The following is a 14,679-nucleotide window of genomic DNA, read 5'->3' on the forward strand; positions in this document are numbered from 1 at the left end:
CCAGCCGTTTTCTGGATAAATATTCCCCATAGATCAACTGTTTCTACAGAATATAATTTTATCTTCAGTTAGTTGTAAAATATTTTGTGCTTCGTTATTGATAATGTTTAGCTTTTTTTGTGCCTCTTCTGTTTGATTTCGTTTTAACAAACTTTCTGTTTGGTCACATAATTGATGCATAGCTGGTACACCAGTATAACAACAAGCCCCATGTAATTGATGGATGACATTTTGCATTTCAATAAAATTCTGTTCTTTATTGGATTGGTTAATCGCAGATATCAAACCCGGCAGTTGTTTAATAAATTGGCATAAAATGTCAGTTGCTGCTTCTTCGTTATGATTAGTCCGTTTTAAGGCTAATTGCCAATCAAAACTTTTTAATTCTTCGATTGTTTTTTCGGTTACTTGACACCAACGTTGAATGAGATCAACTAGGTCTGATAAGTTGATGGGTTTAGGTAAATAATCATCCATCCCTGAATTTAACAACCTATCCTGCTCTTCCTTAAAAGCATGGGCGGTAACAGCAATAATAGGTGTACCCAAGTTTAGCTCTGTTTGACGGATTAATTTTGTGGCCTCTAAACCATCCATATGCGGCATTTGTACGTCCATTAGAATGAGATCAAATTCAGAGTCTATACATTGTGCAACAGCATCTTTTCCACTAAAAGCTAAGCTCAGTTGTAAATTAGAATTTTTAAACCAAGTCGTTAATAACCTTAAGTTCATTTCCATATCATCAACCGCTAACACTTTGACTTTAGGTAATGCTTTTAAGCGTTGCTGTATCGCATTTATTGGCGCTATAACAGGTACCTGTGACAAGCTGTCAATTTTACTTAAAGTAAGGGGTAAGCGGATTTTATGAGAAAAATATTGGGATAAATCACTACGGCTAGAAAGTGATTCTGCTGCTGAATATAACAGCACGGCATCTGTGGTATTGATGTGTCTCCTCGCCTCAATAATATTGGGTAATATATTGTCTTTTGCGGCGGGCAAACAAATAAATAAGGCATCTTGTGGCTCTTTTAATGTTCTTAAAAAAGCAATAGATTCAACCCCTGTTACTTTGGCTCCCATCGAAGTGAGGATTTTTATGCCGCTATGCCTAGATAGGGGATTAGGATCGAAAAATATCACTTTTTTATTCTGCCATGGCCCATCGGGTTTAATCGATAAGTTTGTATTTAGTAAATTGTTACGTATCTTTACCGTAAATAGGCTGCCTGTACCTGGGGTACTTTGTAAAGAAAGCTCTCCACGCATTAATTTTACTAATTCCTGGCAAATAACTAATCCTAACCCCGTGCCTTGATAAGAACGATTTAAGGCGTCGTCTACTTGGGAAAAAGCGGCAAACAATTTTCTTTTATCGTCACGACTAATGCCTATACCTGAGTCTTCTACTTTAAGAATTAACTCATAAATACCATGTTCTTTCTCGTTACCAGTGACAGATAGCGAAATATAGCCATGGTCTGTGAATTTGAGTGCATTACCTAGTAGATTGTTGAGTATTTGTTTAATTCGATAGCTATCGCCAATCAATTTTTCGGGTAGGGGATCAAGATCATACACAAACTCTAAATTTTTCAAATGAGCTGACTTGGCCATGACACTAATAACATCTTCAAATATTTGGTTCGGAGAAAATGGATGATTGTTGATTTGTAATTTACCCGCTTCAATCTTAGAAAAATCTAACACATCATTAACTATGCTGAGCAAGTTGTCGGCAGCTGCGTTGATGATACTCACTTGTTCTTGTTTTTCTGGGGTTAAGGATGTGGAATGTAGTTCTTTACTAAAGCCTAAAATTGCATTTAATGGGGTACGAATTTCATGACTCATATTAGCTAAAAATTGTGATTTAACATTACTTGCCGCGATGGCATCTTTTCTGGCAATGTCTAAACGAACATTTTGTTCTTCTACTACTTCAATGTTATTGCGTAAATCTTCAGTTGCTTGCTCCACTTCAAGTTGTAACTTATCTCGGCTTTTATCAATTAAGGCTACAGAGAATAAACAGACTTGAATAAATAAGCCCACTTGGAAACAATAAGTGGTGAATAGGTTGATGGGTAAAATCCCCATTAATTTACAAAAAGCGATTAACCCACAGCTAGCTAAAATACACCAAGCAAAAATATAAAATCGAGCGGCATTAAATCTGTTTGCAAAACTTTCAAATCCTGCATAAGTGTAAATAATCATAGCAATTAGGCTTACCAAGTAGACCAATAAATTTTGCCATAATGGTGAAAACAGCCCTAGCACACTGCAAATAGTTAAGGTGGCATAAAGGCCGATACAAAATTTTATAAGCCGCAAAGATTTAGGAGCAGTTTGTTTGGCTTCAAGCAAGGAAATCGAGAACAACCCAGAAGTTGTACCGATAATAATAAAGATTATTTCTGTGTGCTGATTGAACCAAGCAGATAAACTCTCTGGCATTAATAAAATATAGTGTCCTCCCCAAACCAACTGCCAAATGAGAACCGAAAATATATACCCAACATAGCTAATTAAGCTATTTTCTTTAAAAGTTGAGTAGAGAATTAATATGTAGATAATCAACATAATGAGCCCGCCATAAAAGAGGCCCCACATTGTATTGTCGTAAAAATTTATTGTTTGATGGTGACTTTTAGTTTGTAAAACAATCGGTGCTAGCACACTAGATTTTTGATTTTCTAAGCGCACAAAAAGTTCAACTGTTTGTGCGTAGGGCAGAGTTAAATCAAGGGTTGGAAGGCGATAAGTTTGTCGCTCACCCTGCTTCCCTTGTATTGCCTTAGCGATAATTTTATCTTCTAATAAAACATACATATCAGCTTTATCAAGTTGGCTAAAACCAATATCTATCACCCAGTCTTTTTGGGCTGTAACGTTACTAATACTGGTGTATAGCCATATGCCTTTATCTGAAAAACCATAATTAGGGTTGTCCCCAGAACGCCATTTAAATTGTTCTTTTAGTTGCCTAGCCTGATCCAACGTTAATTGATGGGCTTGTTCTTTGAATACTTTTAATTGTGGTGAAATACGGATGACAGAATCAGTAGAAATTAATTGAATGTCACTTTGGCCATAAGTTAAAACGGGGAGTAGGCCAAAAACAAGAATAATTAATCTGACAAATCTAAAGGCCATGAATTTATATTTACCAAAGAGAAGAAATTACTAGTATTAAACCATCCCATTGAGGTTTGAAGCAATCCCAAGTAGAAGATTGTTATTGGATGATTTAATCAATTCAATTTATAGGGTAATCTACCGAATTGAAGATCTTTATTTAGCAAATTAACCAGTGGTGCAAATAGTCTAATATGAGCCAAGAAACTATTATCAATAAAGACGGTATTGAACAGCTGACCATGCGTCGTTTTACCGAAGAGTCTTATTTAAATTATTCTATGTACGTCATCATGGATAGAGCATTACCACATATAGGTGATGGTCTTAAACCAGTACAAAGACGTATTGTCTATGCTATGTCAGAGCTAGGTTTAAGTAATGCTGCTAAGTACAAAAAATCTGCCCGTACTGTGGGTGATGTATTAGGTAAGTTCCACCCTCATGGAGACTCTGCTTGTTATGAAGCCATGGTGTTAATGGCTCAACCGTTTTCCTATCGTTATCCGCTGGTAGATGGTCAAGGTAACTGGGGGGCACCAGATGATCCCAAATCATTTGCAGCCATGCGTTATACCGAATCACGTTTGTCTAAATTTAGTGAAGTGTTATTAACCGAACTAGGACAAGGTACGGTTGATTGGCAACCTAATTTTGATGGTACCTTAGATGAGCCTAAAGTGTTACCTGCTAGGCTGCCACATATCTTATTGAACGGAATTACTGGTATAGCTGTAGGTATGGCAACTGATATTCCTCCCCATAATGTGCGAGAAGTCGCTAATGCCTGCGCCCATTTATTAGACAATAGTAAAGCTGAGTTATATGAATTATTAGAGTTTGTGCAAGGCCCAGATTACCCGACTGATGCTGAAATCATTACACCTAAGAGCGATATAGCTAAAATTTATGAATCAGGTCGTGGTTCAATAAAAATGCGAGCCGTATACCATGAGGATGGTGGGGATGTAATAATCACTGCTTTACCGCATCAGGCCTCTGGTGGCAAAATACTGGAACAAATTGCTGCACAAATGCAGGCTAAAAAGTTACCTATGGTCAGTGATTTACGTGATGAATCTGATCACGAAAACCCTACTAGGTTACTGATTACGCCACGTTCTAATCGAGTGGATATTGAGCAATTAATGCAACATTTATTTGCTACCACTGATTTAGAGAAAAGTTATCGAGTCAATATCAATATGATTGGCTTAGATGGACGCCCTCAAGTAAAAGATTTACGTACTATTTTAACTGAATGGTTAATTTTTAGAAAAGATGTGGTTGTTCGCCGATTACAGTACCGACTAGATAAAGTATTGGCTAGATTACATATTCTTGAAGGTTTATTGATCGCTTTTTTAAATATCGATGAAGTCATTCGTATTATCCGGTATGAAGATAAACCTAAACAAGAGCTAAGGACTCAGTTTTCGTTATCTGATATTCAAGCAGAAGCTATATTAGATTTAAAACTACGTCATCTTGCTAAATTAGAAGAAATGAAAATAACAGGCGAGCAAGATGAGCTGGCTAAAGAACGAGATGAGTTACAACAACTGTTAGGTTCAGATCGACGTTTAAAAACATTAATTAAGAAAGAGATATTAGCTGCAGCCGAGATGTACGGTGATGATAGGCGTTCACCTATAGTTGCTCGTGGTGAAGCAAAAGCTTTATCCGAAAAAGAACTCATGCCTTCAGAAGCAGTCACTGTTGTGCTGTCTGAAAAAGGCTGGGCGCGATGCGCGAAAGGTCATGATGTTGATGTTGAAGGATTAAGTTATAAAGCTGGTGATAGTTATCAAGCCTGTGCTAAAGGCCGAAGTAATCAACAGGTGGTATTTTTAGATTCTTCTGGAAGGGCATTCTCTTGTGATGCTCATGGATTACCATCGGCAAGAAGCCAAGGTGAACCATTGACCGGCCGTTTTAATGTGGTGGGTGGCGAAAATGTTGAACATGTTGTTATGGGTCAAGATAGCCAACAATATTTGATGGCTTCGGATGCGGGTTATGGTTTTGTTGGAAAGTTCAGTGACATGATCAGTAAAAATAAAGCAGGTAAAGCTTATTTATCACTGTCTAGCGCCTCTAAAATAATGAATCCACAACCTGTGCATGACTTAAAAAGTGATTGGTGTTTGGCCATTTCTAATGAAGGTCGCATGTTGATGTTTCCTCTTCGAGACTTACCAAGTTTAGGTAAAGGCAAGGGCAATAAATTAATCAGCATTCCATCGGCAAAAGCTCAATCAAGAGAAGAATACGTCAAAGTGTTGGGCGTTGTGCCAGAAGGTGCCAATGTGAAGATTCTCGCAGGTAAACGTGGCATGACCCTAACCGCAGCTGATCTCGCTCACTATCAAGGTGAACGTGGACGTCGAGGTAATAAATTGCCTAGAGGCTTGCAACGTGTGGATGGAGTTGAAGTGGAAGCCCCTGGCTTGTCTAATATTGAAGATAGTCCCGATGTGATAGACCCCATTAACCCAGAATAAAGTCATTATAAAAATAGGAGCTCAATATTGGCTCCTATTTTTTTGTCAGCCTTAATTAACGGATTAGGAATGTGTATGCGAATTTTGTCATTTTTTGGACTATTTGGATTAAGTTTATTGTTTTTGTCTTGTTCTCAAATTGATAAAAATGATAACCCAAATGTAGTTATCGTTTTACAGGGGAAATTAGTGGGAAGCCTTGAAAACCAAGGTGAAGTTCGCTCTTTTAAAGGTATTCCATTTGCTGCACCACCTGTCGGTGATTTACGTTGGCAACCTCCGCAAGCGCCACAATCTTGGTCTGGTATCAGAAATGCAAAATCGTTTGGCAGTAAATGTATGCAAAATCCTCTATATAGTGACATGCAATTTCGAGATGCAGGCAGCAGTGAAGACTGCTTATTTTTGAATGTTTGGGCACCCGCCTCAGACTCGAAAAAAGCCTTACCCGTTTTGGTTTATTTTTATGGAGGTGGATTTGCAGCAGGGGACGGTTCAGAAAAACGCTATGACGGTGCAAGTATGGCAGCGAAAGGCATAGTGTCTGTGACTGTTAATTATCGAATGGGAGTTTTTGGATTATTTGCTCATCCACAGTTATCTAAAGAGTCAGGTTATGCAGGTTCGGGTAATTATACTTTTATGGATCAGGCGGCAGCATTAGCTTGGGTAAAGGAAAATATTCATGCTTTTGGTGGTGATCCTAACCGAGTGACGATTGCTGGTGAGTCTGCTGGTTCATTTTCTGTTAGTACCCTTATGGCCTCTCATTTATCGCGAGATTTAATCAATGGCGCAATTGGCGAAAGTGGCTCATTTTTAGCAGGCAGATTAACTAGTTTACAGTCTGCTGAAGCTAATGGCGTGGCCCTAGTTAAAGCTGTGCTAAGTGATGATGTTTCGGGTAAAGAAGCAATAAAACAGTTAAAAAAATTATCAGCAAAGGCACTTTTAGATAAGGTGACTGAAGCTAAATTTAGATCGTTTTCCGGTACGATTGATAACTATGTTTTACCAAAGCATATTACTCAGATGTATCGCGATGGAGAATATGCAAAAGTACCGTTTTTGGCTGGTAATAACTCCCAAGAAGGCGGCTATACAAGTGTGATGAAGAATATGGACGTCACAGTAGATAACTATAAATTAGCGGTGCAACGCCAGTATCCTAATTCTTATGAAGATATGTTGGAATTATACCCTGCTGCCACTGCAGATGAAGTCATGGATGCTGCGCAAGCCATTGCCAGTGATAGGTTTATTAGTTTGTCTACTTGGAATTGGATCAATATCGTCAGTCAATCTAACCCAGATGCGACATACTTTTATACCTACGACCACGTTCGGCCATTAATGAAACCTGAGTATTGGACTAAATCATGGAATCAAACTTTAGCCCGTGGCGCTACTCATTCTGCAGAAATTGAATATGCTTTGGGTAACCTAGACGTGAATAATATTTATCAGTGGCAACAAGAAGATTATAAAGTATCGGAGATGTTACAAACTTATTTTGTTAATTTTATTAAACATGGCAATCCAAATGGAGAAGGGCTTGTGCAGTGGCCTGAATTTAAGCAAAGAAAACAGCTTATAATCAAATTAGAGCCGATTGCAGAAAATATAGATTATTTACACAAAAGGTACGAAGGACTAAACAAGTTACAATAGTAATATTGGTGAGTCAGAGCCTAGGTTATTTAGGCTCTATTTGTCTGACATGACGCCTTACTGATAATACCGAACCGCTTAGTCCAAGAAAAATAGAAACAGTCAACATCACAATAAAAGTTGTGAAATCTAATCCGGTTATATTAAAACTTTTTTGGTATAACTCACTGACTGCTGACACACTACTACTCATCCACCATAAGAGTAAAGTAACGGCAAACCAGGCTAACAACCCCCCTAAAAAGCCATACCAAAAACCAGTGTACATAAAGGGACGTTGAATAAATGCATCAGTCGCTCCTACTAGTTTCATAATAATAATTTCATCTTTTTTACTAAGAATGTTTAATCTAATTGTATTGCCAATAATCAAAACCACAGCCAAGAATAATAAAAGCGCTATGATAGTGACCAGATCTTTTACTGCATTTAATAATGCGTGTAACCGCTCTAACCATTCAATATCTAACTTGCCGATATCAACTTCTCGCTCTTTTTTTAACTTCTCTAATAACAAACGAGCTGCCGTCGGACCGGCATGACGAGAAGTGGGTGTCACAAGAATAACGTTGGGGAGCGGATTTTTGTCTAAATATGCAATGGCATCACCAAAGCCAGATAATTGTTTAAATTCATCTAAGGCTTTGTCTGCTGAAATAAAATCAATGGTATCAACCTCTGGCCATAACTGAATGCGCTTAAGAAGCTGATCTACATCGGTTTTATTGATATCTTCTTTTAAAAATAAAGATATTTGTGATGCTTGTTCCCAGCCAGAACTGACTTGTTCGGCATTCTTAACCATCACATACAAAATTGAAGGTAAAGTAATGCTTAAACCTAGTACACCTACTGTCATAATGGCTGAAACACGTGAACGCCACAATTCTCCAAGACTACCTAAGGCTTGTCTGAAATGGCTGACAAAAAACATAATTAATCGCTGCATTGCAGATACTTGAGTAACCTGCGCACCTTGCACTCTGCCTTTAAATAAAATACTCATAGGTAAGCTCGAAGAAAATTAGACATATAAATCGTCACTTTGAAACTCTTGGGTTAGACCGTCGGTAATCATTTGGCCTTGTTTAAGGGTTAAAGTACGGTATTTCATCCGCGCAATTAAACCTAAATCATGGGTGGCAATAAACACAGACACTCCCGCTTGATTAAAATCTTCAAATAAACGGATAATTTCCATCGACAACTTAGGATCTAAGTTACCTGTGGGTTCGTCAGCTAATAGCAGCGGGGGTTTATTGACAACGGCTCTGGCTATGCCCACTCTTTGCTGTTCGCCACCAGATAGCATCATAGGTAAGTTTTTTACTTTATCTCTAAGACCTACCATTTCTAAAGCGGCATGTACTCGTTTGGCTGTTTCTTTGTGAGAATAACCTTCTATGACTAAGGGCAGGGCTACATTATCGAAAACAGTTTTATCCATCAATAATTGATGACTTTGGAATATCATGCCGATATCTCGGCGGATATAGGCTATTTGTTTACGCTGAATGGTACTGAGATCTTGACCGTTAATCAGCACCTTGCCCACAGTAGGGCGTTCCATTATAGAAATGAGTTTGAGTAAGGTACTTTTCCCTGCGCCTGAATGGCCTGTTAAAAAGGCCATTTCGCCAGGTTCAATGTGAAAATCTACCTTTCTTAAGGCTTGTTGCCCTCCAGGATAGGTCTTACTGACTTGCTCAAACTTAATCATATTTGGCTTAACTCACCTGGTCTGTTTGATTATCTGTTTCGGTAAATAAGGCATCGACAAAGTCTTTACCATTAAAAGGACGTAAATCATCTATGCCTTCGCCAATACCTACATAACGGATAGGAATGTTAAATTCATCAGCGATGGAAAATATGACTCCACCTTTAGCTGTGCCATCTAATTTGGTTAAACTAATACCTGTGAGTCCCACAGCTTCATGGAATAATTTGGTTTGGCTAACCGCATTTTGTCCGGTACTGGCGTCTAGGGTTAACATAATTTCGTGGGGGGCTTCAGGAGAAATCTTCCTCATTACTCGCACTACTTTTTTCAACTCTTCCATTAAGTGGTCTTTATTTTGTAAACGACCAGCGGTATCGGCAATTAACACATCAATATTTTTTGCCTTGGCTGATTGAAATGCATCAAAAATAACCGATGCGCTATCTGAGCCAGTCTGTTGAGCAACCACCGGAATATCATTCCGCTCGCCCCAAACTTGTAATTGTTCCACAGCCGCAGCTCTAAAAGTATCACCAGCCGCTAACATGACTTTTTTACCTTGTTGTTGAAATTGCTTAGCCATTTTGCCTATGGTTGTGGTTTTACCTACACCATTTACCCCAACCATTAAAATGACAAAAGGACCAGAAGGTGATTCTAAAACGAGAGGGCTATCGACTTTATTTAAGATTTCAGCCATTTGCTCTTTTAGCAGTTGGTATAACGCTTCGCCATCTTTGAGCTGTTTACGATTTGAACTTTCGGTTAATTGTTTGATTAATTTAACCGTAGTATTCATGCCCAAGTCAGCGACTAATAACTGCGTTTCTAATTCCTCAAATAATTCATCATCAATCGCTTTGCCACGGAATATACCAATAATGCCGCTACCAATACTTTCCTTGGTACGAGATAAGCTACGTTTTAACTTTCCAAAAAAGCTGGTTTTTTCAACAATCGGAGCAGTTTCAACTATTTCTTCGGCTACAACGGCTTGTTCAACAGGTTCAACTTGTTCGACAACTTCGGTGATTTCTGACAGTTCAGCTTCAACCGCTATTTTATTTTCAGTTGTAATTGTTGGCGTGTTTATCGTGTCTTCATTATAAGAATGATTAGTTTCTAAAGTTGGTTCAAGCTTATCATCAGCATTAATTACTTGCTCAAACGTTTCTGCATGTTCTTCTGCTAATTCATTGTTATTATTGATTTCTTCTGGTTTTTTTTGCAGTTCAGAATCATCATTCTTTATTGTATTTGCTGTCTGTTCTGGTTGTTCATTACCAGTTGAAAGCGCTTCTTGATCAGAAGGTGAAGGCACTTCTTGATCTTTATTTTTCTTGAGCCAATTGAAAAACTTTGACATACCGGTGAAAAATCCTTGGAAATTCGTTGATTTAATTAAGTACACTACGCACATAAGTTCACAATAATAGCATTCCTACCCCAAATGAAGCGAGGCGTAAAAACAATCAAAAAGGCAAATGGTGCAATTCGTATCATTAGTGGCCGCTGGCGCGGGCGAAAATTACCTGTACTTGATGTACAAGGATTACGACCGACAACTGACAGAAACAAGGAAACCTTGTTTAATTGGCTGATGCCTTATACCCGAGAAGCTAAGTGTCTAGATGCTTTTGCTGGTAGTGGTGGTTTAGGTTTTGAAGCCTTATCCCGTTATGCTGCCAGTACTACTTTTATTGAATTAGATAAAAAAGCGGCAATCAAATTATCGGACAATATCAAACTACTTGATATAAGTAGTGAGCAAGTCACAGTGATCCAAGGCAGTGCCACTGAAGAGTTAGCTAGGTTAAATGTTAAATTTGACTTAATTTTCTTAGATCCGCCATTTAATAAATGCCTATTAGCAGGGGTAATAAATACTATTGCTGAGCATGAGCTGCTGACTCTTGATGGCGTTATTTACATTGAATGTGAGGGGCAGGGGGGCAATTATACTGTGCCGGATGGTTGGCAATTAATAAAAGAAAAACAAACTTCTCAAGTGCAAGCAAGGCTTTATCAGCGGCAAAGTTAAAAGCAATTACAAGCAGAAGGAGTTGCTAATTGATAGAAGCGAGTAAACTTGAAAGTGTCTAAGTGTCTAAGTGTCTAGAGCTTAAGCCGCGAGAGCAATACTTAGGCCTATTTAACCTGAGCCCGCTATTACGTAAGAAAATCCGCTTTGCTATACACGAAAAATTTCGTCACCGAGTATGCATTCAGGTGAGGTGATTTGGGTGAATGTCATTAAGTCATTGAATTGTAATGATAAATTAAGATTAGACGATACTTCTTATCCAGAACTCAGTTTAAGTATTGTTCTTTTGCGCTAATTGACTAACTCTTATTGATTCTAATTTTGCATATAAATGCTCAGTAAAAAAGCCGTGCATCAAAAACCTCTGACCTAAGTTCCAAGGACCAACCAAGTATTGAGGATATTTGTTATATGCCAATTCAGTTAATGTTGAGTCATCAATAATACGGCCTATTCTTATGGCGATAGACTGGTCTAAATTAAATCCATTAATTGCGTCACGGTATTCGTCTTTTTTAAGTAAAAAGCAAAATAAACACATAAATAGGGCATGTGATGTTTCGAAATCAAGTATCTGTGTTGCTTTTTTATTGACATTAAACTGTTCCATATCAATGGGCTGCCAGCTACTCCAGCTATAATCCTTATTTTCTTCGTTATGGAAACTAGGGTTGCTACTTCCCAGCTTTATGAAGCACTCAAAAAGTTCTTGATCGTGATTGACAAATGTATTCTGCAACATGTCGCTAATTTTTTTGGGATACAGGTTTACTCGATGATCATGCCCCGTATTTTCTGACAAAAAATTTAGAATATTTGATTCAGTTGCAAAATGTCTCAAGATTAACAAATTAGCTTCAGGTGAAACAAAGTGTGTACAAAACCAGCAAATGGTTTTTTGTAAGAAGTCATGAGCACTAAATTGCGGAAGCGGTAAGCGCTTTATGAGCCAAGTAATGTGCAGTAATATCGAGAAAAAGAATTGTAATAAAGGCCTCAAAATCCAACGAAAGCCATTATCCAAATCTAACATCCATAATTTTACTGCTGCACTTTCTATTGGCAGAGAATCGTCATTACTTATTGCTTGTAAATATGGACTGGGGATTTTATGCGTCATTATCAACCTCTTCTAACTGTAATTTATACAGTTTTGCCACCACTTTAGCGGTACGAATAATGTCCTCTACATTTTTTGTAGAAGTTGCTACTCGGTCAATTAGTTTATATAACTCATCTAGGTGATTTTCATCATTTTCACCGTGATAATCCATAAATGAGGTTGCTTTACTGTCGAAGTTAAATTGTTGGTTAATGAACGTAGACCATCGGCTAGCCATTTTATTGCCTAACCCTTCGATAATCCACATGGCCCCGATTAAATCGATAGGATTAGGTTGACTAGCGCGATACATTAAAAAACCATGCAATGCTTCAGAGCCCATATTTTTTTTGGCTGACTGAATATCTTCTAATTTACCACCCGCAGCAACATAGTCTTGTTCTAAAAGTAGATAGTCACGGTGCTCTTCGGCTGCATGGCCAATTACGATTGATCTGACGTCAGCATAATCACGATCAAAACTTGATGCACATCGGCTTATCCAACGTGACCCTTCGATAACTTGTTGACGTAAATTAAGTAAAAGATTTTGATAGTCTTCGAGGCTTAATCTACCTTGTTCTAAGCGTTTAACAATAGATACATTGTTAAGGGAAAAATCAAAATCTAACCAAATTTTGAGTAAAGACTGTAAGCAATTTTGGCCCAATGTAGTTAATACTCTATGTTCCATTTTTATTACCCTGCAACAGTTAAGTGCATATAAGCACAATTAAATCGCCCACTTTCTGGCACCATACAAAAAATTGTTTCACCGACTTTTAGATCATGTGTTTTGATAAATTCATCCAGCATAATAAAGATTGACGCACAGCCCGTATTGCCTCTTTGATATAAATTGGTGTACCACTTTTCTTCAGGAATACTGGCCCCTGCAGTTTCTAACATTTCAAAAATTTTGCTTTTGAAATATTTAGATGAAAAATGACAGAGTACATGGTCAATTTTCTTAATCTCAACATACTTTTGGCTAATTAATTTTAGAAAACCTTGGACCCCGACTGAAACAATATTTTCAAGTAGTCTTACATCTTGACGTAATAGTAATGCTCCTGCTTTTTCAGCTGCGGCGTAAGTGGGGTAATCTTGCCATGTTTTGTGTTCTTCATTTCTCGCTTGGCCTACAGACATACAAACAGGGAAGTGGTTGGCATGAGAAAAACTTTTTATCCAATCAATTCTTACGCTTTTCCCTGTCGCTCTAGGTTTGTTTTCGAGCAGGAGGGCACCAGCACCATCTGATAACATCCAACGCAAAAATTCTGCATTAAAATCGACATCGTTATTTTCTACTTGTTCATAGCGAGTATTTTTAAATAAGCGGGATGTAAGTTCACTGGCTATAACTAGCGCATTTTCGTTGTCGTGACATTTTATATTATTAAAAGCGGTTTTAAGTGCCATCATGCTACTAGAACAAATACCATGACTAGTGTGTAATTCTACTTCTGAAATATTTAACGCTGCTTGTACCATGCTGCCAAAACCAGGTAAAACCATATCACCTTGGCTTGTTGCGCAACTTAACATTTGTATTTTTGTTGCAGAGAGAAAACTATTGTCTATGCAATTAAGGCCTGCATTGGCTGCCATTTCACTATTGGATATTGTCGTATTTTGTCGTTCGTCTATTGCATAATGACGTTGCAGTATGCCATTTGATTTAAGAATTTTATTTTTTAATCGGCTCTTTTTACCATTAATTAAACCTAGAATATTTTCAATTTGCTCATTGTCGATGGCTTTTCCAGGTAGGTAATGACCAGAACTATTTATATAAACGGCCATTTAAACTTCTTTTCTTAGGTAGGTTCTTAAACAACGTAAATTTTCTTCTATATAAGGAAAGACACAAATAACTGCCATGAATATTAAATAGGCGGGTAAATATGCAGATGTTCCGTGCGGTTCATCAACTAAAATTAGAGACATATTTCCTGCCCATTCTAACGTGATGAGTTGCAGAAATACATCCCAGTTAATGATGATAATGGATGTCAGCATATATAGCGGCAACGAACCAAGGTAAGTATGGGCGTGCATTTCCCATATAGATATTTCGCGTTTAGGAGTGGCGTACCTTACATCACAATGAGCAACAATTTCATGTGAAATCCAAGTGATAACACAGATGATGAGAATCAGCACATTAACATTAAATATTAAGCACAGAATGATAGGGATACCCATTTGTATACCCATTAAAGAATGCATTAGTGATTCTTTAATGCCCGAATTGTCTTCAATTTTTGTTGCACGATGACAACACCAATCGGCAAATCCAGCGATCCCCCAAAGAGGTAAAAACAAATATAGCATGACGTTAATGAGTAACGTAGAAGTGTCCATTTCTAAATAACCCTTTATTTTTTAGGCGCCGAATATTACTAAAATCTCTAATAAATATAAAGGCATATCATTATTAGCACTTTTGAACAGTGGCGGCGTTTTTGTTGAATTTTAGCTA

General features: G+C 37.7%; 11 protein-coding genes. 3 read left to right on the forward strand and 8 right to left on the reverse strand.

Features of this window, described 5'->3' with window-relative positions; translation table 11 throughout:
• Positions 1-33 precede the first annotated feature (33 nt).
• A complete protein-coding gene (locus GQR87_RS01905; protein ID WP_158966002.1) occupies positions 34-3,165 on the reverse strand; it encodes a hybrid sensor histidine kinase/response regulator in 3,132 nt (1,043 codons plus the stop codon).
• 176 nt (positions 3,166-3,341) lie between these two features.
• Between GQR87_RS01905 and parC the strand changes: the two genes are divergently transcribed.
• Together parC and GQR87_RS01915 are read left to right on the forward strand one after the other, a co-directional pair.
• Positions 3,342-5,651 carry a DNA topoisomerase IV subunit A gene (gene parC / locus GQR87_RS01910; protein ID WP_158966004.1) on the forward strand — a complete coding sequence of 770 codons (2,310 nt, stop codon included), beginning with the start codon at positions 3,342-3,344 and terminating at the stop codon, positions 5,649-5,651.
• Positions 5,652-5,726: 75 nt separating this feature from the next.
• Positions 5,727-7,322, forward strand: coding sequence for a carboxylesterase/lipase family protein (locus tag GQR87_RS01915; protein ID WP_158966006.1), 1,596 nt, complete (start codon positions 5,727-5,729; stop codon positions 7,320-7,322).
• Between the two features lie 25 nt (positions 7,323-7,347).
• Here the strand turns inward: GQR87_RS01915 and ftsX are convergent, their stop codons facing one another.
• Genes ftsX through ftsY form a run of 3 tightly spaced genes read right to left on the reverse strand, consistent with a single transcriptional unit; the run spans position 7,348 to position 10,411 of the window.
• Entirely contained in the window at positions 7,348-8,328 is a 981-nt protein-coding gene (ftsX, locus tag GQR87_RS01920) for a permease-like cell division protein FtsX (protein ID WP_158966009.1), read from the reverse strand.
• 18 nt (positions 8,329-8,346) lie between these two features.
• On the reverse strand, positions 8,347-9,042 hold the full coding sequence (gene ftsE, locus GQR87_RS01925) for a cell division ATP-binding protein FtsE (RefSeq protein ID WP_158966011.1): 696 nt from the start codon (positions 9,040-9,042) through the stop codon (positions 8,347-8,349).
• Positions 9,043-9,049: 7 nt separating this feature from the next.
• Positions 9,050-10,411 (reverse strand): signal recognition particle-docking protein FtsY, encoded by a 1,362-nt coding sequence (gene ftsY / locus GQR87_RS01930; RefSeq protein ID WP_158966013.1) that lies wholly within the window; start codon positions 10,409-10,411, stop codon positions 9,050-9,052.
• 84 nt (positions 10,412-10,495) lie between these two features.
• Between ftsY and rsmD the strand changes: the two genes are divergently transcribed.
• A complete protein-coding gene (gene rsmD / locus GQR87_RS01935) occupies positions 10,496-11,086 on the forward strand; it encodes a 16S rRNA (guanine(966)-N(2))-methyltransferase RsmD (RefSeq protein WP_158966015.1) in 591 nt (196 codons plus the stop codon).
• Positions 11,087-11,360: 274 nt separating this feature from the next.
• Here the strand turns inward: rsmD and GQR87_RS01940 are convergent, their stop codons facing one another.
• From GQR87_RS01940 to GQR87_RS01955, 4 genes are read right to left on the reverse strand one after another with little or no spacing between them, the layout of a single operon-like run.
• Positions 11,361-12,209: a hypothetical protein gene (locus tag GQR87_RS01940; protein WP_158966017.1), complete on the reverse strand. Its 849-nt coding sequence runs from the start codon at positions 12,207-12,209 to the stop codon at positions 11,361-11,363.
• Positions 12,199-12,885 (reverse strand): iron-containing redox enzyme family protein, encoded by a 687-nt coding sequence (locus GQR87_RS01945; RefSeq protein ID WP_158966019.1) that lies wholly within the window; start codon positions 12,883-12,885, stop codon positions 12,199-12,201. Before GQR87_RS01945 ends, GQR87_RS01940 begins: the two co-directional genes overlap by 11 nt.
• A 5-nt stretch (positions 12,886-12,890) precedes the next feature.
• On the reverse strand, positions 12,891-14,000 hold the full coding sequence (locus tag GQR87_RS01950) for a beta-ketoacyl-ACP synthase III (RefSeq protein WP_158966021.1): 1,110 nt from the start codon (positions 13,998-14,000) through the stop codon (positions 12,891-12,893).
• Positions 14,001-14,561 (reverse strand): diguanylate cyclase, encoded by a 561-nt coding sequence (locus tag GQR87_RS01955; protein WP_158966023.1) that lies wholly within the window; start codon positions 14,559-14,561, stop codon positions 14,001-14,003.
• Between the last annotated feature and the right edge of the window lie 118 nt (positions 14,562-14,679).

Source organism: Paraglaciecola sp. L3A3 (genome assembly GCF_009796765.1).
Lineage (GTDB): Bacteria > Pseudomonadota > Gammaproteobacteria > Enterobacterales > Alteromonadaceae > Paraglaciecola.

What these genes read in the sequence shown, in the direction of transcription:
- GQR87_RS01915 (WP_158966006.1), top strand. Translation starts at nt 5,727, where the DNA reads ATGCGAATTTTGTCATTTTTTGGACTATTTGGATTAAGTTTATTGTTT.
- GQR87_RS01905 (WP_158966002.1), bottom strand. Translation starts at nt 3,165, where the DNA reads ATGGCCTTTAGATTTGTCAGATTAATTATTCTTGTTTTTGGCCTACTC.
- GQR87_RS01945 (WP_158966019.1), bottom strand. Translation starts at nt 12,885, where the DNA reads ATGGAACATAGAGTATTAACTACATTGGGCCAAAATTGCTTACAGTCT.
- GQR87_RS01940 (WP_158966017.1), bottom strand. Translation starts at nt 12,209, where the DNA reads ATGACGCATAAAATCCCCAGTCCATATTTACAAGCAATAAGTAATGAC.
- parC (WP_158966004.1), top strand. Translation starts at nt 3,342, where the DNA reads ATGAGCCAAGAAACTATTATCAATAAAGACGGTATTGAACAGCTGACC.
- ftsX (WP_158966009.1), bottom strand. Translation starts at nt 8,328, where the DNA reads ATGAGTATTTTATTTAAAGGCAGAGTGCAAGGTGCGCAGGTTACTCAA.
- ftsY (WP_158966013.1), bottom strand. Translation starts at nt 10,411, where the DNA reads ATGTCAAAGTTTTTCAATTGGCTCAAGAAAAATAAAGATCAAGAAGTG.
- rsmD (WP_158966015.1), top strand. Translation starts at nt 10,496, where the DNA reads ATGAAGCGAGGCGTAAAAACAATCAAAAAGGCAAATGGTGCAATTCGT.
- GQR87_RS01950 (WP_158966021.1), bottom strand. Translation starts at nt 14,000, where the DNA reads ATGGCCGTTTATATAAATAGTTCTGGTCATTACCTACCTGGAAAAGCC.
- GQR87_RS01955 (WP_158966023.1), bottom strand. Translation starts at nt 14,561, where the DNA reads ATGGACACTTCTACGTTACTCATTAACGTCATGCTATATTTGTTTTTA.
- ftsE (WP_158966011.1), bottom strand. Translation starts at nt 9,042, where the DNA reads ATGATTAAGTTTGAGCAAGTCAGTAAGACCTATCCTGGAGGGCAACAA.